This window comes from Brevibacillus brevis NBRC 100599, assembly GCF_000010165.1.
Lineage (GTDB): Bacteria > Bacillota > Bacilli > Brevibacillales > Brevibacillaceae > Brevibacillus > Brevibacillus brevis_D.
This window is the reverse complement of the sequence record NC_012491.1, coordinates 3357370-3378261: the sequence shown is the minus strand read 5'-3', so window position 1 is coordinate 3378261 and position 20892 is coordinate 3357370. Positions and strand designations below refer to the sequence as shown.

9 protein-coding genes are annotated in these 20892 nt (G+C 47.8%); all 9 read left to right on the top strand.

What is annotated here, in order from left to right:
* The 9 genes from edeI (at position 1) to edeA (ending at position 20762) form a co-directional block, all read left to right on the top strand.
* On the top strand, positions 1 to 8658 hold the full coding sequence (edeI, locus tag BBR47_RS16115) for an edeine biosynthesis hybrid PKS-NRPS EdeI (protein WP_015891487.1): 8658 nt from the start codon (positions 1 to 3) through the stop codon (positions 8656 to 8658).
* 16 nt (positions 8659 to 8674) lie between these two features.
* Positions 8675 to 9943 carry an ACP S-malonyltransferase gene (gene fabD, locus BBR47_RS16110; RefSeq protein WP_015891486.1) on the top strand — a complete coding sequence of 423 codons (1269 nt, stop codon included), beginning with the start codon at positions 8675 to 8677 and terminating at the stop codon, positions 9941 to 9943.
* A gap of 41 nt (positions 9944 to 9984) precedes the next feature.
* Positions 9985 to 13353: an edeine polyketide synthase EdeG gene (gene edeG, locus BBR47_RS16105; RefSeq protein ID WP_015891485.1), complete on the top strand. Its 3369-nt coding sequence runs from the start codon at positions 9985 to 9987 to the stop codon at positions 13351 to 13353.
* 43 nt (positions 13354 to 13396) lie between these two features.
* On the top strand, positions 13397 to 14440 hold the full coding sequence (locus BBR47_RS16100) for a BtrH N-terminal domain-containing protein (protein ID WP_015891484.1): 1044 nt from the start codon (positions 13397 to 13399) through the stop codon (positions 14438 to 14440).
* 25 nt (positions 14441 to 14465) lie between these two features.
* Positions 14466 to 14702, top strand: coding sequence for a phosphopantetheine-binding protein (locus BBR47_RS16095; RefSeq protein WP_041749465.1), 237 nt, complete (start codon positions 14466 to 14468; stop codon positions 14700 to 14702).
* A 65-nt stretch (positions 14703 to 14767) separates the two neighbouring features.
* A complete protein-coding gene (gene sbnA, locus BBR47_RS16090) occupies positions 14768 to 15736 on the top strand; it encodes a 2,3-diaminopropionate biosynthesis protein SbnA (protein WP_015891482.1) in 969 nt (322 codons plus the stop codon).
* Positions 15737 to 15781: 45 nt separating this feature from the next.
* Positions 15782 to 16750 carry a 2,3-diaminopropionate biosynthesis protein SbnB gene (gene sbnB, locus BBR47_RS16085; RefSeq protein WP_015891481.1) on the top strand — a complete coding sequence of 323 codons (969 nt, stop codon included), beginning with the start codon at positions 15782 to 15784 and terminating at the stop codon, positions 16748 to 16750.
* A gap of 24 nt (positions 16751 to 16774) precedes the next feature.
* The gene (locus BBR47_RS16080; RefSeq protein WP_231850619.1) at positions 16775 to 17536 is read left to right on the top strand and encodes a ParB N-terminal domain-containing protein; all 762 of its coding nucleotides are present in this window, start codon (positions 16775 to 16777) and stop codon (positions 17534 to 17536) included.
* A 166-nt stretch (positions 17537 to 17702) separates the two neighbouring features.
* On the top strand, positions 17703 to 20762 hold the full coding sequence (gene edeA / locus BBR47_RS16075; protein ID WP_155801125.1) for a cyclic peptide edeine export ABC transporter EdeA: 3060 nt from the start codon (positions 17703 to 17705) through the stop codon (positions 20760 to 20762).
* The last annotated feature ends 130 nt before the right edge of the window (positions 20763 to 20892 follow it).

The window sequence follows — 20892 nt, the reverse complement described above, 5'->3', positions numbered from 1 at the left end:
ATGAGTTTGCTAAAAAAATACATCTTGGAGCAAGTGGCAGCTCATCGATTGCATGAAAAGGAAGCACTTCCTTTGCTGAAAGAATTGTCCTCTGCCAACGTAAATACGCGCCAAGATATCGCAATCATCGGTATGGCTTGTCGTTTTCCTGGAGCCAACAGCCTCGAAGAATACTGGAACAATTTGAAACAGGGGCACGATTCGATCAGTGATATCCCGGCTGCTAGGCGTCCAGATGTCGAGAGGGTCGCGAGAGAATTTTTTAACGACACAGATTTTCAGTATGAGCGGATGGGTTATCTCGAACATGTGGATTTATTTGATCACGCGTTTTTCGAGATATCACCTGCTGAGGCTCGAACCATGGATCCTTATCAACGGATGTTTCTCGAGTTGGCTTGGGAAACATTTGAACATGCCGGGTATAGCGAGAAGATGATCAGCGGTTCTCCTACCGGCGTATTTCTAGGATATTGTGACAATGAATCACAATACCAGCGTGTGCTGAAAAACGTTGATTCGTCCTCGCTGGCTGGCAACGTTGCAGCAATTATCGCTTCCCGGATTTCCTATTTGCTGAATTTATCAGGTCCGAGCCAACTGATTAATACATCTTGCTCTTCCTCCTTGGTCGCTCTGCACCAAGCATGTCAGGCCATTGGAAATAACGATTGTCGAATGGCTCTCGTAGGTGGAGTTAACCTTTCCCTGTTTCCGATTCAACAAGATACGGACTTTGGCATCGTTTCCGTAGATCGCAAAACCAAAGCTTTTGATGACTTTGCTGATGGAACCGTGTGGGGAGAAGGTCTTGGGGCTGTTCTTTTGAAGTCATACGATCAAGCAGTTAGAGACAATGACTATATCCATGCCGTGATCAAAAGCACAGCGGTCAATTGTGATGGCCGTTCTACCAGCATTACTGCGCCCAATGCGATTTCTCAGTCTGCTTTGTTGCGAACAACATGGGAGCGGGCGCGAATCAATCCAGAGAGCATCTCCTATATTGAGGCACATGGGACCGGGACTAGATTAGGCGACCCTGTCGAGATTGAGGGGATCATGCATGCCTTTCAGAAAGTTTCAAAACGCAAGCAATTTTGCGCAATAGGCTCGGTTAAAAGTAATATCGGGCATACGATAGCGGCATCAGGTGTGGCTGGGATCATTAAAACAGTTCTGATGATGAAGCATCGCCAGATTCCGCCGACGCTGCATGTGAAACGGCCGAATACCTTAATTCCTTTTATTGATTCGCCTGTTTATATAAATGATGTGTTAAAGGCTTGGGATGTAGAGGCTGACCAGCCTGTGAGGAGAGCCGGGATAAGCGCATTCGGCCTGAGCGGGACAAACGCCCACGTCATCTTGGAAGAGCCTCCTGGGCGCGAGGCGATAGCCGGTTCAGAATCTGGCAATTACCTCATTACGTTATCTGCCAAAACAAGTGAGTCGCTCTGGGATTTGCTCGAGAAATACCAAACATTTTTATCAGGACCTTCTGAGCATTCCCTTTTGGATATGTGCGCTACTGCTAATATGGGGCGCGGACACTATCGGTATCGCCTTGCCTTCGTTATCAACAGCAAAGAGGACTTTTTGCAGAAGATCCATTGCCTGTGCGCGGGAGAACGGATGGAGGACGGTGCTCCGCTTGTTGATGGGAACCAGGTGTTCTACGGAGTACTGAATTCCCGTGGGGAAAGTTCATCGCCGATCAGCATGCAAATAGACAGCTCTGACCCTGTAGAAATGGCAAAACAGTACGTACGAGGAGTGCCAATCAATTGGCTTGAATACTACCGTCCAGTCAAATGGAAAAAGGTACCTTTACCAACCTATAGCTTTGCCAAAACCCGTCACTGGGTGCAAACGGATCAACCCGCAAACAACATGGTTGAGCAGTCCAATGCTGTAGCATCTGTAGCGGCTCAAGAGAACGAAACTGCTGATGTGCATAAAATTGCTTCCACCTTCTTTACTTTTGGAGAAATGTTACTGACTCAGGTGAATGTCCAAAAGCAAACGAGTTTGGAAGAGGATGAAACTTTTTATTCCGGCTTGTTATCGCTTGAATGCTTCAAGCAACTAGGCGCTTTCCACAAGCAGACGCAAACGTATTCGCTGGAAGAATTGGGTGAAGCTGTAAGGTTCGATGGAAAAAATGAACACTTCTTCCAAGTCATGCTTGAACTTGTCGTTAAAGCCTCCCTGGTTGAACCCGTTGAAGGGACATACCGTCTAACTGCACATGCAGAGGGTCTTGATGCGGAAGCGTTTTATCAGGATTGTCTGGATCGCTATCCAAATGAGCATGATACGTTCTCTCAATTGAAAGCGTGTTTTGCCCATTACTCAACGAGCATGACGGGGCAAGACGTATTCGTGACGAACGACGGTTCTTCTGACTTATATAAGTCGTATGCGGATCGCATTACTCTTGGAAACCCTTCTGGACTTATGGCAGTGGAAACCATTGCTCAATACATCCATTCGTTTAGCCGTCCCGTTCGAATTCTGGAGCTCGGAGGCGGTTCCAGCGGTCTTACTCGCTTATTGCTGCCGAAAATTGAGAAACAAGATGTCACCTATCTGTTTACGGACGGTGAGCAATCGTCTCTCGCAGATGCAGAAAAAGAGTTCCAAGAAGTATACCCGTTTGTGCAGTTCCGCCTGTTCAACATGGAGCAGACCCCAGCCGAACAAGGCTTCGATCTGCATGCTTACGATGTGATTATCGCGAATAACGCTATACACAGGACGAAGGATGTTCGGGCATCCTTATCGATTGTGCATCAGTTGCTTGCAGAGCAAGGTGTGCTGTTTGCAATCGAGCTCGTGAAAAATCGCTCAACGGCAAATGTGATCGGGGGGCTTGCCGCAGACTGGTGGCAGCACGAAGACACCGAGCTGCGACCGCAAGGCAGACTGATGGATCCCTTACGTTGGGAAAAGGCGCTTCGAGATACGAACTATCAATCGGTTGCCATTTATCCGTCGTCAACAGCGATGGGTGATCTGTCTGATTCAGCGCTATTGATCGGACATTCAGCGTATACGCCACAAGAGTATCGGGAGTGGCTCTACCAGATCCATTGGCAAACGAAAGAGCTGATAACCAATCAGCAGACCCAGCGTCCCGGGATCTGGCTCGTACTTCAAGATGAAGGCGGTGTAGGAGAAACACTGGCTGACGCGATGTCATCGGACGGACATGAAGTGTTCAGACTTCGCAGCGGTGAGGCTTTTGCCTCTGTTTCTTCCCACGAGTTTATCCTAGACCCTAGCCAGCCGGCAGATTTGCGGCGTGTGTTCGAGAGCCTCGGGGACAAAAAGGAAAGGCTGACTGGGATTATCCATTTATGGAGCTTGACCTCGGGCGTCCAACAGCCAAATGATCTCAGACAGCTTGAAGCTCTTGAGTCTGCGCAACCTCTGGGAGTTTACAGTCTGTATCATTTGACACAAGCGTTGCTTGAGCTGGATCTGAAGCAGGTGCTTGATTTACGGATCGTTTCGAACTACGCACAAGCAGTAGATGAAAACGGACCTGTTTTTCCAGAAAAAGCTCCCTTGTTCGGTCTAGCCAAGGTGATTTCGCAGGAAAATCCAAAACTGCAGTGCTTTAGCCTGGATCTCGCAACAGAGGGGCGTTCAACATCGCAATTGGTAGGCCAGCTTCTAGCGGAAATTCGCTGCAATCGAGATGACACATTGGTTGCCTATAGAGGAAATCGCATCGTACCTGAAATGAATCGCTGCGATATCGATAAAGTTCCGAAACGGCCTGTAGAGATACGTGAAAATGGTGTTTACTTGATCGCCGGAGGTACCGGAAAACTGGGCCTGGCATTTAGTAAGTATCTGGCCGCTCAAAAAAATGTGACGCTCGTGCTGATTAATCGTTCGCCACTTCCACCTAACCACGAGTGGCAAGCGCGTTTACAACACCCAGACTGCAGTGCTGCTGAGGCACGAAAGCTGAAAGCCCTGCTGGAGCTAGAGGAAATGGGAGCGCAGGTAGTCTGCTACGCAGCCGACGTGTCAGACCGTCAGCAAATGGAGGATATTTCCGAGCAAGTCCGTGCTCGTTACGGACCGATCAACGGCATTATCCAATCCGCGGCGCATATCACCTTTGAGACGATTCAGAAGAAGAAGTTTTCCGATTTTCAAAATGGTTTGAAAGCGAAGTTGGCGGGCACAGTCATACTCGATCAGATAGCTGAACCGGAGCATTTGGATTTCTTTGTGATCTTCTCATCACTTGCTTCGATTTGGGGTGGGGCGACTGGAAGTGACTATGTCTCGTCCAACTGCTTCTTGGATGCCTATAGTGCAGCTCGCAGTCGAACAGGAAGACCAACGATAGCTTTGAACTGGTATGCGTTTGAAGGGATAACAGGTCCTGGTTTTATCGGATACATGCCGATGGATGGCGCAATCCAAGCCTTCGCTGCTTCGCTGTCTTGCCAAGCTGAGCACCTGATCATTGGGCAGTTTGATTTGCAAGTGCTGAAGGAATGGGCACCGTCTCTGAAAGTAAAGCTCGGAGATTCGATATTTGCAAGCGAAAAGTCTCGTAAAGAACGCGAAGTACCTACAGAAGTGACCATGCAAAACCGTGTTGTTTTGTCTGGTAGGGAGGAAGGCGATCACTACACTTCGCTGGAGCTTGCCTTAGGCCAGATTTGGTCTGATGTTCTGGGTTACACCGAATTGAGCATCGACGACGACTTCTTCAGACTGGGTGGCGATTCTCTTTTGGCAATTGGGATCGTTTCCCGTGTCTCCAAGCAGATGCAAAAAGAGATAACGATCACCAACCTGTTTCAGACACCGACGATCCGTCAATTGGCTGTGTTGATGGCTCCGAATGAAGAAACAGCCGTGTCAGCGATTCCTGTAGCGGAGTATCGGGAAGCTTACCCCGCCACCTCGTCTCAGCAGAGAATTTATGTGCTGGAACAAATGCAGGAAGGGGCAGTCGCCTACAACATCCCTACAGTCATGATGCTTGAAGGAGAGCTGGACAAAGAGGCTTTCGAACGTGCATTTATCTCGCTGGTACAGCGTCATGAGTCGTTGCGCACCTCGTTTTCCATCGTGGATGGAGCATTGATGCAAACCGTTCAACCGAGCGTAGATTTTACGTTGGCGTATAGTGAAGTCGACGAGAACGATGCCAAGAGAACGGTCGAACAATTCATTCGACCATTTGATTTGTCAAAAGCGCCGCTTGTTCGCGGGATGCTCATTCGCATAGATGTCAACAAACACTTGTTACTGTTCGACATGCATCACATTATTTCCGATGGTGTATCCATCAACATTTTGATCCGTGAGTTCTTCCAATTGTATCAGGGACTCGAGTTGCCTGAGCTGCGAATTCAATATAAAGACTATAGCGTGTGGCAAACCGAACAACTTGGAAATGGGGTATTGGCCGCTCAGGAGAAATTCTGGCAGGGAGAGTTGGATGGAGAACTTCCTGTGCTTAATCTGCCTACGGACTACCCTCGACCGTCTGTCCAGAGCTTTGACGGAGATGTCCTAACCTTTGAGATTCCTCAAGAAATGACCCAGAAGATACTGGCACTGGCAAAAAACAATGGGGCAACCTTGTACATGACGCTATTGGGCGCGCTCAGCATTATGTTGTCGAAATACGCTGGCGAAGAAGACATTATCATCGGATCGCCAGTGGCTGGCCGTCATCATGCAGACCTGGAAAACATTGTGGGTGTCTTTCTGAACACACTGGCGATGAGAAATTTCCCGCGAAGCGATCGAACCGTGGCGGATTTCCTTCAGGAAGTAAAAGAACGGGCACTGGCGGCGCTCTCTCATGCCGACTATCCGTTCGAAATGCTGGTGGATCGTCTGACACTGCCCAAAGATACAGCGCGTAACCCATTGTTTGATGTGATGTTCATTTTGCAAAATACCGGCGACGCGAAGGGTAGCATGAGTGCAAATGGGCTGACGCTCTCACCTTATCCTTTTGAACAGCGCTCTGCCCAGTTTGATCTGACCTTTGACATCATTGAACGAGAACAGCGCCTGATTGTCGATATCGAGTACAGCAACAAGCTATTCAGCAAAGAGACGATCGCGTCAATGTCCACACACTTCCAGAAGATTCTGGAGCAAATGGTGGAGGATCCTGAACAGTTGATCGGCAAGATGTCCATGCTGGCAGCAGAAGAACGCATGCTGCTGATTGACCAATGGAATGACACGAGTTTGGAATACTCTCGTGAAAAAACGGTCGTCCAGCTCTTTGAAGAAGTAGCGGAAAAACACCCGAACGCGTTAGCAGTTTCATGCGGAGATGAGAAAGTTACTTATGCGGAATTAAATAAGCGAGCCAATCAAGTTGCCCGTTTGATGAAGCAACACGGCGTCACTGCTGATACTTGCGTGGGCCTTCTGACGAATCGCTCCGTGGAAATGATGGTCGGGCTCATGGCGATCTTGAAAGCGGGGGCTGCGTTTGTTCCGATTGATCCGCACTATCCAGAAGAACGCATCTCCTATGTTTTGGAAAACAGCATGACTCCCCTTGTGTTAACCCACGATTCTCTGGCAGAGAAGCAGTGGGGAAGTGTTGTCCGGGTGGACGTAAACGATCCCCGGATAGAGACGGAAGACGACTCCAATCTTCCGCCACAGGCTACACCTGGTGATCTCGCCTATGTCATTTACACATCGGGTTCTACAGGCAAGCCTAAAGGCGTCATGGTTGAGCACGGCAATTTGATGAGCTTCTGCTCAGGGATCGGAGAACACATCGATTTTGCCAGCGCAGACAAAATGCTGGCTGTGACAACGATTTCGTTTGATATTTTTCTGCTTGAAACGATTGTGCCGCTGACGAAAGGGATGACTGTAGTCATTGCAACCGAGCAGCAGCAAGCAGACCCGCAGGTGCTCAAGGAGTTGATTTTGCAGGAAGAAATCACATTCCTTCAACTGACTCCATCCCGGCTGCAGCTCATGCTGGAAGAGAAGAGCAACTTGCATGCACTTGACAGCCTGAAAGCGATCCTGATTGGAGGAGAGGCGCTTTCAAAGTCTTTGTTCCAAAGGCTTCGCACACAAACGAAGGCGAGACTTTACAATCTGTACGGTCCGACTGAAACAACGATTTGGTCTACGGTGCAGGACTTGACCGACGCAGAGGAAGTAACGATTGGTGCGCCGTTGCCCAATACACAAGTCTACATCCTCGATGAGCATCTCCAAGTGCAGCCGATGAAGATCAATGGCGATCTTTATATTGCAGGAGATGGGGTAACGAGAGGGTACTTTGGCCAGCCAACGCTGACGGCTGAGCGCTATATTCCTAATCCGTTTCAACCTGGTCAACGCATGTACAAAACAGGTGATCTCGCGAGATGGATGCCAGACGGGCGTATTGAATACGTGGGACGATCTGACTTTCAGTGCAAAGTGCGCGGTTATCGCATCGAATTGGGTGAGATAGAAACTGCCCTCTCTCAGCATCCGGATATTACGGAAGCAGTGGTCAGTGTGCGAGATACCGCCAGCAATCCTTACCTGGCTGCCTACTATATGGCGAAGCGAACGTTGGACAGTGATGAATTGCGTGCGATGCTGAGCAAAAGTTTACCCGATTACATGATTCCACATTTCTATACGCATATGAATATGTGGCCGCTGACACCAAACGGAAAGTTGGATCGCAAATCATTGCCAGAGCCTGATTCACTCCAAGACAAGCACATCGAATATCAAGCCCCGGCTACCAGACTGGAAGAACAGGTGGCGGGCATCTGGCAGGAAGTGCTTAAACGTGAAATGGTCGGTATGCAGGATAACTTCTTCCAAATAGGCGGTAATTCGCTTTTACTGGTACAAGTTCATGCCAAGCTTGAACAGCTTTACCCTGGACGGGTTCGAATTGCCGATTTGTTCGCTCATCCTACGCTGTCTAGCCTGACCAACTTTTTGAAGAATACCGCTTTAGACCTGGCAGATGAACAAGGGGAATCTGATACGGCTACCTATTGGTTGAAGGAGCTGGATCGTGTCTCGCTGATAGAGTTGTCGCCTGAGTATTGGGCTAGTGGAGAAGCGAATGTGGACACAAGCTGGGTCCAATTCTCACTTATTGATGATCTGTTTGAAAATGTTCAGCAGGTAAGTCAAATGGAAGCAGTTGAGGTACGAGACGTTCTGCTTTCGATGTACCTATACCTCATGGCGGAATTGACAGGACAGCAGGATCTTTATATGGAAGTGGCTGTCGCCAGGGAGCTGCAGATGAATGTCTATCCATTCCGGGTGAACATGTCAGAGGTCAATACCTTCTTCGATCTATTTAAGCAGGTGCAGCACAAACGACAGTTCATCGAGAAATTGACGGGAGACGCCTCGTTGTGGCTTGAAAAATTGCGGATAGAACGCAACGACGGAACGATTATTCCATTATTTGGCGGTGTCAATGCGTTTACAGATGCATCGTTTACACACCATGAACATGAGCTTGCCTTCTGGATCAAGGAAGGAAACAACGTGATTGATATCGTGTGTGCGTTCGACCCTAAATGCCTCCGGGCAGAAAAAGTCACGGAGATGACCCAGGATTACCAGCAATTGCTCAAGATGCTAGTGAATGAATACATGACATAGAGAAGGGTGATCAAACATGGACAAAATCGCACTCTTATTCCCGGGACAAGGTTCGCAATATGTTGGAATGGGCCAAGCATTATGTGAGGCCCATCCCATTGCGGCGCGCACCTTTGAAGAAGCAAGTGATGCACTTGGATTTAACCTGCAAACACTTTGTTTTGCAGGGGATGCACAAGAATTGACCAAAACAGAGCACGCACAGCCAGCAATCCTGACAGCAAGTGTCGCAGCCTTCCGCGTTTATTCACAGGAAATGGACATCGAACCGAAGTGGGTGGCGGGTCACAGTCTGGGCGAGTTTACGGCCCTGACTTGTGCCGGTGCCATCCAGTTTGCAGATGCCGTCCGCCTTGTCTATCGGCGAGGTCAGTTCATGCAGGCGGCTACGCCGCAGGGTGTCGGAGCCATGTCAGCAATCTTCGGGTTGGATGCTCAACTTGTCGAGATGATTTGTCGGGAACATTCTCGTGACGGTGCGATCGTTGTGGTCGCCAACCATAACTCCGCTGATCAGATCGTCATCTCTGGACATGCACATGCGGTGCGGCAAGTAGAAGAAGCGTGCAAGCAGCAAGGCTCTACTTCCGTTGTCACCCTCAAGGTGAGTGCACCTTTCCATTCGCCTCTCATGGTGCAAGCAGCCGAACAATTAAATGAAGAACTGAAGCGGTACACGTACTGCGATCCCAAATGGCCTGTCATTTCCAATGTGACAGCACAACCATATGTCCATGCTGATCAGCTTGTCGATTTGCTCACAGCCCAGACAACCAGCCCTGTTCGCTGGCAAGCTACGATGGATTACTTGGTAAAACAGGGAGCGAATACCGTAATTGAGCTTGGACCAAAAAGTGTGCTGACAAATTTGGCCAAAAAATATCCGCTTCGCGCCTTTGCCTTTGACAAGCAGGGGGAGATCGATCGTTATCAGCAAGAGCTTCAAGATGCTAAAACGCGTAATCAAGCTGCAATTGCCCAATTCGTCGATTCTTGCATTGCGATTGCCGTTTGCACGAAAAACCGCGGTCTCGATGAAGAAGCGTACCAGCAAGGGGTGATTACGCCCTATCAAGCACTTCAACAACTGAGACAACAGCTGGAACAAGGGGAAAAAGAGGGGGGCTATGGGGATGTACGCGAAGCTTTTTCTCTGCTTCGTTTGATCTTGCAAACCAAAAAAGCTCCTGACACGGAACAAGCCATGCGCTTTGAACAGCTGACCAGCAAACCAGAACTGCTACAGCGATTTCCCGAGATCAGCAACAAATGGCAAGCAAGCTAAGCCGAACCAGGTAAGCAGAGGACCCAAGGAGGAAGAATGCAGTGAGCAAGCCATTAGGACTGAACCGAGTCAAACTGAATAAACAGCAGACGGATGCTCATTCAACTGACAGCAACGCCAATCAACATGATATTGCGGTGATTGGTGCTGCTTGCCGATTCGGAAGCGCAGAAAACCCGGAAGACTTTTGGCGTCTGTTACAAGCTGGTCAAGATTGCGTCCGAGAGCTTCCCAAGGAGCGCCAGAACGATTTGATTCCATTGTTACTCGCCAAAGGGTTGACGATGGAGCAAATTCAATTTCGAGAGGCTGCCTACCTGAATGAAATTGATAAATTCGATCCGCAGCTCTTCGGTCTTTCTCCTAAGGAAGCCAGCCAGATGGATCCGAACCAGCGCTTATTTTTGCTGACATGCTGGGAGGCGATTGAGGACGCAGGATATGGTGGAACAATGCTCGCGGGCAGCCGTACAGGAGTATATCTGGGATTTAGCAGTGATTTTGGTGAAGAGTATAGACGAATGATTCGAGAGCTGGAGCCAGAAGCGTTGTCCACCTCAATCATTGGCAATATGAAATCGGTGATCGCTTCTCGCGTCTCCTACCTGTTGGATCTCAAAGGTCCGAGCATGCTTGTAGATACATCCTGCTCCTCGTCGCTGATGGCAGTTCATCTGGCATGCCAAGCGATTCGTCGAGGAGAATGCGAGATGGCGCTGGCCGGCGGTGTCAAGCTCATCTTGCTGTCTTTACAAGATGGAAGCAATGATTTGGGAATTTTATCGCAATCTGGTCGTACTCGCCCTTTTGACAATGATTCAGACGGTACGGGTGTCGGTGAAGGCGTTGGCGCCGTTTTGCTGAAACCGTTGGCAAAGGCTCTTGCAGACGGGGATTCGATTTATGTGGTGATCAAGGGAAGCGCCGCCAATCAAGACGGCCATTCGTTCGGGCTTACAGCGCCAAATTCACTGGCACAAGCCGAAGTAATCCAGCAGGCATGGAAAGACGCGCAGATTGATCCCGAAACCCTTTCCTATATCGAGGTGCACAGTATAGGTACCAAGCTGGGTGATCCTATGGAGATGGACGGGCTGGAGAGAGCGTTTCGCCCATACACAAATCGGCGCCAATTTTGCGGGATCGGCTCGGTAAAGACGAACATAGGTCACACCGACCACGTAGCAGGGATGGCTGGTCTTTTCAAAGTGATCCTGTCTCTTAAACAAAAACAAATACCTCCGCATTTGCACTTTCAACGTGCGAATCGGATGATTCCTTTTGAACAATCTCCCATTTACATCCATGACACGTTGACAGAGTGGGAACCTGAGAAAAGCGTGCGACGGGCTGGAATCAGTTCGTTTGGGATGAGTGGAACGAATGTGCACCTCGTAGTAGAGGAAGCACCAGGATTCATACCACCTCCCAAGCAAGAAGAAGGGACTCAGGCTATTGCGTTATCCGCGAAAAGCAAGGAGAGCTTGCTCAACCTGTTGCTCCGCTTTCAGAAGTGGACCAGCAAGCCAGTGGAGGAACTGCCGACATTGGAAAGTCTCAGCTTTACGGCAAATACGGGGCGTAGTCATTACGGCTACCGATTGTTACTGATTTGCAGGGACATGGACGATTTTGCCGCAAAAATCTCCAAGTTGTGCGCAAGCGACTGGTCAACACTTTCTGATCCAGATATTTTCTTTGGCTGGCACAAGGTTATCTCCCAGGAAAAAGCGGATAGAGAGCCTGGAATACTGACCGAGGCCGAACAACAAGCGATGAATAAGGCGGCTAATGCTCTTTTGCAAAAGCTTTTGTTGGCGCAAAGCAAAGAGTTATCTGATCTGAAAGAGCTTGGAGAATTGTATGTGAGCGGGGCAGATGTACGCTGGAGTGCCATGTATACGTTTAAAAAGCCGCGCCGCGTGCACCTCCCTGTTTATCCGTTTGAGCGTAAGCGTTGTTGGCTGGACATCTCTTCTCTTCATTCTCTTGACAAGGTTGCCGGGAGAGAAAAAGACAAGGTCGCACCGCAAAAATCTGGAGAAGCGAAGCTGCCAAACGTGGTTGTACGTGGGAGAAAACATGATACCTACACCGTTTTAGAGCAAGAGCTGGCTCACATTTGGGGATATGTTCTGGGGCTTGAAGAAGTAGATGTCCACGACAATTTTTACGAGCTAGGCGGGGACTCGATCATTGCGATTAAAATGATCAGCGAAATCTCCAAGCGGCTGAACCGAGAAGTAGAAGTACAAGACCTGCTTACCCATTTGACGATTTCTGATTTTGCTGCCTTTCTTGATGCGGCTGGGCATGTAGAAGAACAGGTTGCGAAAGCAGAGGCAGCTGCTACTACAGTCCAAGCTATTCAACAACGAAACGCAAAATCAAGGCAGGGTACGCAAATCAAACGCAGCTCGTATGCCGATGTCAGTCATTTATCCTGGCGTCAATGGAATTGTTATGATCGCGGTCTCGCTTTATTAATGGAGGAGCAGGATGCTCATCTGATCCCTTATTTTAAGCTTTTTCTCGGGTTGAAGCGCGGCTATCAGCTTGATACTGAGGGGTACCCCTATTCGTATCGGGAACATGCTGAGGTTATGGGATATTTGTCGGATGAGGAGATGCTTTATAAATTTGGCTATCGGATCAAGCTCGTGCCTGTCACACATCTGGATGAATTGCATGAGTCGATCATTCGCCAACTGGATCATGGCAAGCCCGTCATGGTTGCGTTTGACGAGTACTATACCTTTTACACACCGCAATACCAGAAGGAACATACCGATCATCTCACCGTCATTACTGGCTATGATCATGAAAAGCAGGTCTATACGATCATCAATCACAATCATTTGACTCGCGGGCAAGCGCAGCGAATCCAATACGATAAATTTTCCACAACGTACCAAACGCTTGAGGAGATTTATGCAAATGTAGATCCGCATTCCCGGCTGATCATGGTTCTCGATCGCGTTACAGATGACGAGGCAAGCTTGCGTGCGAGCGCGGATGAGGAGTTGCTGCGATTACTAACAGCGGTCGAGACTAAACAGCAAGTTGGCCGTGAGCTTACGCTGTTGCTGTCACTTACGGAGCAGCCAGACACCTATTTTCATGAAGCTAATCTAAACGAGCTCTACGTTCAATTAGGCGGGAAAGAACTGTGGATGGAAACATTATTGGACTGGTACATTCCACAGGCGGATCAGTCTGTACGCGAACTGGCGGAGGAGATTTTGCAGATATCCAATAACGCGGTGAATCGTTATGCCCTTAGCTTATACAAAGAAAAAATGTTGAAGCGATCCGATGTGGAAGCTGCTATCGACAAGTTGAAGTCACTTACTAGTCAATTTCTGCAACAAGTATTTGCCTTGCGAGAACGTGATTCGGATATCCGATAGTCGCATGTGTTTACCATTACGATAGACAGGAAGGAGAGTGCTCATGTCACTCACCGAGATTCAACCGAGCAAGCATCCGAACCTGGATTGCATCGGCGCTTCTATCTACACGGTTCTGAAATACTTGAACTTTTCCGCTTTGGAAACAGCTTGGAAGCAGTGCGGTGCCATCTATCTTAAAACGCAAGATTCTCCTTATGGAGATGTAAACGGTCAATACATGAGAACAGTTGCAGAACTGACGTGGATTCACAATATCCGCGTAGAAGGACAGGCTGAACCGGAAAACGACCTGTTTTTGGCAAATATTCAAGAACGTTTGGAACGGGACATACCGACAATCGTCCTCTGCAATATGGCAGAACTCCCGTATAACCCTTATTATCAGGACCTGCCTGAAATGCATAGCATCATTGTCACCGGTAGAGAGGGTAACCAGCTGCTGATCGTCGATGATTACTACCGCTATAAAGGTCTGTTGCCCATCGAGCAATTCTTACTGGCGAGCAACTCTTCCTATCGGGATGCAGGTACAGGTGAATGGTATCCACTCCACAATCGTTCATTTGAATTGGTACTTTCAGATTCCCTGCATCCGACTCACGATCAGTTGCTGGAAGCGGTCAGGAGCAATCTCAGCGTACTTGAGGGTCGTTGCGACATCAATCAAATCAAGCGGGAGTTGGATGTACCCGATGATGTCAACATCGAGGTAGGGCTGAAATCCCTTGATCCTTTTATGAAAGACGTAGAGACTTTTCTCGCTAGTGGAGTGGAGATTACTGACGATCATCTCGATATCCTTAACCATAGCTTGATCAGCATGGCACAAACACGAGCGATGTATGCCGATGTCTTGCAGGTGATCAGTGAGAAGTACGAAAGCTTTGCAGATCTTGCTGAGCAGTATCGTAGTATCGGACATCAATGGAAAATTACGACCAATATGATTTTAAAGGCTTTTGATAGTAATCGCAGTGACATGGTTCATCGCGTTCTGCAAAAAATCAGCAGCATAAAAACGCAGGAATTTGAGGCGGTCACAAGCACAAGAGAAGTACTGGAACGAGTCGGCGTTGTTGTGTAAGCATCTAGCACATGGAGGTACTCCTATGGAAAAGGAAAACGAAGTATACGAGACGCTCCTACAGTTGTTTTCTGAGTACGTGAACGAAAGCGGAGAACTTACGGAGTACATTGATTCATTGACCTTTATCAAGTCGGTCGTAAAGGTTGAAAAAGAGTTTGGTATTGAATTCGATGATGACATGCTTCATTTGGAAAACTTTCAAGATATGAAAACGTTGGCAGGTTACATTCAGCAAAAAATGGATGCAAAATCTGCCTGATCAAGGGCCGAGATAGATTCAATCGATCGGACGAAGACGGGAAAAAACGGGAGAGAGGGCTCACCATGCTAACGAAAATGATGGCCATTAGTCACATGATTGGCAATACGCCTTTAATCAAACTTGAGCATGAGCACATCAATCTGTTTTGCAAGCTGGAGTACAACAACCTCATGGGAAGTGTAAAAGTGAGGCCCGCCTTTTATATATTACAGGAGGCGATCAAAAGAGGAGAGATTACGCAGGAAACTACCGTAATCGAGTCATCTTCGGGAAACTTTGCTATCGCTTTAGCGACTTTGTGCAAGCAAATCGGAATTAAATTTATTCCAGTCATTGACCCCAATATTAATCCTGTCTATGAGAATTTGCTCAGGGTATTTTCTCATGAGGTCGTAAAAGTAACGGACCGTGATGAGACAGGGGGATTTCTCCTAACGCGCATCCAAACGGTCAATCGCCTTCTCAATGAGACGAAGAACTCGTTTTGGACCAACCAGTATGGAAATCCGGATAGCGCTCGCGCCCATTACTTCGGACTGGGAGCCGAGATCGCAGACAGCTTCGAGACGTTGGATTATGCGTTTATCGGCGTCAGCTCTGGCGGCACGATTACTGGAATCTCGCAGCGATTGAAAGAACGATATCCAAACATAAAAATCATTGCGGTCGATACGGCAGGATCCGTGATTTTCGGACAAGAGCCACAAAAACGATACATCCCGGGAATCGGATCAAGCATGCGACCTGACATACTCAAGGGCGCGATCATTGATGAGGTCGTTCATGTTTCGGAGGAGGACACAGTCGAGGCTTGCTATCAGCTTTACACTGAGCATGGCATTTTTGCTGGAGGATCTTCTGGGACTTCCTACTGGGCGATTAAAAACTATTTCAAAGATCAAAAGCATGTAGTCAAGCCGAATGTCGTCTTTTTATGTCCAGACGGTGGTATGCCATATGTCAATACCGTATACAACCAGGAATGGGTTCAGTGGTTGCATCAGCAAAAGCATTCTTTCGTTGGCAATTAAGCAGTGTCCAATAAATCTACTACGATAAGCAGGGTGGGATGTACAATGTTATATCTAAACACGAGTGATATTGAAAAGGTCGGCAAGAATTGGAAGGAAACCATTGATGTCATTGAACATGCTGTGCATTCCTTATACAAGGAAGATTATGCACAGCCAGTTAAACCTTACTTGCGATATCACGACATGGCAAACCGCATTATTGCCATGCCAGCATTTGTAGGCGGAGATACTTACATGGCGGGAATCAAGTGGATTGCCAGTTTCCCGAAAAATCTCCAAGAGGGCATCCAACGCGCGCATTCGATTACGATCCTCAACGAAGCCAGAACGGGTAAGCCTGTGGCAACGATTAATACGGCCCTGGTGAGCGGGATTCGAACGGCTTCTGTTTCCGGTCTTCTCCTCAAGCATTACGAACAAGTACGTCCCCTGCAAAATGTAACGGTCGGAATTATCGGATTTGGTCCGATTGGCAGACTTCATCTTCAAATGGTAACGGCCATGTTAGGTGAGAAAATCGACAAGGTGGTTCTCTATGACATTGCGGGTATCCAGCAGGAGCATATTCCGGCTGAGATCAAAGAGAAAACGGTTATCGCGCAAACGTGGGAAGAGGCATACTGCGATGCAGATGTGTTCATTACATGCACGGTATCACCGCATGGTTTTATTGACAAGCAACCCAAACGTCACTCTTTGTTGTTAAATGTGTCGTTACGCGATTTTACACCAAAAATTCTCGACTATACCCGCTCCATTATCGTAGATGACTGGACTGAAGTTTGCCGTGAGAACACAGACATCGAGATTATGCATCTGGAAAGAGGATTGCAAAAAGAAGATACCAAATCCATCACAGATATCGTCTGCCTGAACCAGATGAAGGAATTTCCACAAGATGAGCCCATCATGTTTAATCCGATGGGGATGGCGATTTTTGATATCGCCATTGCTGCCTACTACTACAAACAAGCGCTCTCGCAGGGGATCGGAACTCACTTGCAAGACTAACTGGAGGTTACCATTTTGTACGATGTGCTAGCAAATCTAAAACTGGTAGAGTCATCTCGTATTTGTTTGCACGAGTCACATGAAAACAAGCGACTACACAAGACCAGACAGATCATTGAGGAGGAAGGAATTTTGCGACATCCTCCGCTGGCGATTCTCATGCAAAACGGCCAGTATTTGATCATTGATGGTGCACATCGGACCTTTGCTCTGCAAGCGCTTGGGTGCAAACATATCCCCGTGCAGGTAGTGGAGCATGAGGATTTTTACTTGGATATGTGGGATCATATTGTGCCAGTCGCTGCATGGTTGCAATCAGTGGAGCAAGATTCTGTGTTTCGATGGGAAACAGAGCGTTTACGAGAAACACCTGTGGCAGAAATAAAGATAGGGAACAACGAACGTTTCTATCTGTATCCAAATGAGAATCGGCAGGATGATGAGTGGCGAATGAAGCTATGGCGTCAACTGGTTAACAGTTACAACTATAGCCATCCGGTGCATCGGCTGCCCACAGGGATGCTCGAATGGCCGGACACAGGAACCGCCTTGATACGGTTCCCACCAACCAGTCTGGCTGAATTGGAGCGTATCGTATCGGAAGGGCATGTTTTGCCTGCCGGTGTTACCCGTTTTGAAATAGACGGGCGTCTATTAAACTTATGTATTCCGATTAGCCTATTGAAACAAGAGCAAATCGAGCAAGAACAGTGGGAGCGATTGGTTAAAAAATGGAGAGAAACCTTGCGCCTCTACTCGAAACCCGTGTATATGTGCGATGCGTAATAAGAAACCGTGGCGAGTTTGATTCGCCACGGTTTCTATCCAATCCCAATTGACATCATGTGCTCGTTTTCTTGCGGTTACGGTCTTTCCCACAGACGCAGTGCCTAAAAAGGAGTGGATCATTCTGCAAAAGATCATAGAGGAGTCGAGACGAAAATTAGCGTTTTTGTTGATGTGCTTGGTTCTCGTACTATCTGGCAGTATGCCCGTGTACGCCGAAACAAGCGTTCGACAGGATACGGAAATCGGAACGGCAATCGAACAGCTGGTCAATCAGACCATGGAGTCGGAAAAAATCCCGGGTGCAGCCGTTGTGGTCGTCAAAGAGGGGAAAACCATTTACAAGCAATCGTTTGGTTTCTCTGACACCGAAAAGCAAGAGCCGGTGACTTCTGACACATTGTTTGAAATCGGATCGAACTCCAAAGCATTTACAGCGTTAGCCGTTCACCAGCTTGTCGAGCAAAAACGACTTTCGCTGGACGACCCGGTTCAGAACTATATTCCGTGGTTCAGTGTTACATATAAAGGACAACAGGAAACGATCCTGATTAAGCATTTGCTGTACCATACCAGCGGGATTCCGTTTGAAAGCATTGGCTCCATCCCTATTTCTTCTAGCGAAAATGCGATCGAAGAAACTGTGCGAGCCATCAATCATTCTGAACTGGTACGCAAACCGGGGACCGAGTATGAATACGCCACCATTAACTACGATATCCTGGGCTATATTGTTGAGAAAGTCACCGGAGAAACGTATGAGCAATATGTGCAGCAACAGGTCATTGCCAAATTAGGACTAACCCAAACCTTTTTGAAGGCGCAAGCACCCGTGGAGGGGATGGCAAGAGGGCACAAAATCGAGTTCTTTTCCCCAAAAGTGTATGATGCGCCTGATTATCGTGGAAATACGCCAGCGGGTTATGTCGTTTCCAATGTAAACGATATGGAACGATGGTTGCAGATTCAGCTGGGGTTGGAGGCATCTGCGTTTCGTCCCGAGTTGGTGCGTGCTTCCCAGCTTCCTGATCGTTCGGTAGCTCCTGCTGCAGACGGTTTCTCGTATGCGTCAGGCTGGATGATTTATCAGGATGGTGGAGGACAAATTTCGCACGGCGGAAATAACCCAGCATTTTCTTCGTATATGGTATTTCGTCCTGAAGAAAAGCTGGGCGCCGTCGTTTTGACCAATCTCAATTCGTTGAACGCATCTGTTATCGCCGAAGGGGCCGTCAATCTCGTACTAGGCAAAGAAGCTCCCGTAGTCGTGTCCGACACCAATCTTCAAGCGGATCGTCTAGCAAGCATTTCTCTTGTGATCCTTGGCATCCTTTTGTTGCTACTTGTTGGGGGGATCGTGCAGATTTTCGTACAAGTTTACCGAGGCGAACGAAAACTCGCCGCGAATGCGGGGCGAATCTGTTTTGCATCCTTTGTTGCATTTGTTGTCATGGGCAGTGTTTTGACAGCCGCCCTATACTATTTGCCGGACGTTTTTTTTATGGGCTTACCGTGGAGATTCATTGAGGTCTGGCTTCCCATCACCATTTTTTACGCCATGTACGCATTGGTGACAGGACTCGCTCTGTTTAATGTCTACATCACACTCATCCGCTTGTTCCCGAAATCGCAAGAAAACTCCATGACGTCTATTGTCATACAGGGGCTTATCAGCGGATTTGGAAATGCGTTGATTATTTTTATGATCAATCTGGCGCTTACTTCTACGAACAAGTTTCACGCATCCATTTTCCTGTATTTTCTCCTGGGTATCTTGTTGTATATCGTTGGGGAGAAAATGATGCGTAGCCGGCTGATTGTCATCACAAATGAAATCGTATACGAAAAAAGAATGGAACTGATCCGCAGAATTTTTCGGACCCCTTATCAAAAGTACGAGACACTTGATAACGGTGAAATATATGCGGGGTTAAATAACGATACGGAAACGATTAGTACGTTCGCCAATAGTGTCGTTGTGGCACTGACGAGTGCGGTTACACTCGTGTTTTGCTTCATTTATCTGGGCTCGCTGGATCTATACGGATTTTTGTTTTGTTTGGCGGTCATTTTTGTGGCAGTAGGCTTGTATACGTTGGCAGGACGCTTTGCAAACAAAGTATGGGAGGAAACGAGAGACATCCAAAATGTGTTTTTCTCCTATATTACTGATATGATCGGAGGCTTCAAGGAGCTGTATTTGACGCAGGCGCAACGAAAAGAATTCGAAGCAGATATGGAAAAAAGCTGCTCTGACTATCGACATAAGAAATCAGCGGGCCAATTTAAATTTGTGAACGTGTATTTGATTGGGGAATTGCTTTTTGTCGTGGTAATTGGCACGGTTGCTTTTTTATTCCCGGTCCTATTCCCTTCGCTTCAAAAAGAGATGCTGATTAGTTATGTGTTTGTCTTTCTGTATATGACAGGGCCTGTTCACGGTATTTTGAATGCAGTACCGGAGCTGATTCGGATTAAGATCAGCTGGCAGCGACTGAATGCGTTGCTTGATTCCTTATCAGTGGAAACGAGAAGAGAAGAGAAGAGCTTAGCTGAGCGGAACGTGCAAGATTTTGAGTCGTTTTCAACGGAACAGGTGCGTTTCCGATACAAAAACAAGGAGGGAGAAGAGTTTTCCGTAGGGCCGCTGGACTTCTCCTGCCAAAAAGGGGAAATCGTCTTCATTGTAGGTGGGAACGGCAGCGGGAAGTCAACGTTTGCCAAGCTAATCACCGGATTGTATGAGCAGGATGAGGGCGAGTTTTTCATGAATGGCCAAAAAGTAAATGCTGATCAACGCTGCGAATTCTTCTCTGCGATCTTCAGTGATTTCTACCTATTTGAGAAGATGTACGGCATCGATTATCAAGAGAAGCAAGAAGAAGTGAACAAATATTTAGAGGTGCTTCGCATCGCTGACAAAGTAGAAGTGGATGAAACGGGAACGTTTAGCACGACAAAGCTGTCTACGGGTCAGCGTAAACGTCTTGCCTTAATGCTCAGTCTGGTAAGAAACCGACCTATTTTCCTCTTTGACGAGTGGGCAGCAGACCAAGATCCTGAGTATCGTCAATTCTTTTATGAATCCTTGCTGCCAGAAATGAAAAGACAGGGGAAATGTGTCATCGCGATCACACACGACGATCGCTACTTCCATCTTGCTGATCAGGTAGTGAAAATGGAGAGTGGACGAATTATTTCGCAGCAAACGTTTGCGCATGCCTGATGGAAAAAAAGCAGAGAAGACCGGACGGGGACGATACCCGGCGGTCTTTTCTTGCATGAGTGGCACGGCACCCTTCGATTGGAGACACTAGACAAATAATTCAGACAGGTTTATAATTGGAAGCAGTTGG

Coding starts and splice junctions, on each gene's coding strand:
- edeI (WP_015891487.1), top strand. CDS start 1: ATGAGTTTGCTAAAAAAATACATCTTGGAGCAAGTGGCAGCTCATCGA.
- fabD (WP_015891486.1), top strand. CDS start 8,675: ATGGACAAAATCGCACTCTTATTCCCGGGACAAGGTTCGCAATATGTT.
- BBR47_RS16100 (WP_015891484.1), top strand. CDS start 13,397: ATGTCACTCACCGAGATTCAACCGAGCAAGCATCCGAACCTGGATTGC.
- BBR47_RS16095 (WP_041749465.1), top strand. CDS start 14,466: ATGGAAAAGGAAAACGAAGTATACGAGACGCTCCTACAGTTGTTTTCT.
- sbnA (WP_015891482.1), top strand. CDS start 14,768: ATGCTAACGAAAATGATGGCCATTAGTCACATGATTGGCAATACGCCT.
- sbnB (WP_015891481.1), top strand. CDS start 15,782: ATGTTATATCTAAACACGAGTGATATTGAAAAGGTCGGCAAGAATTGG.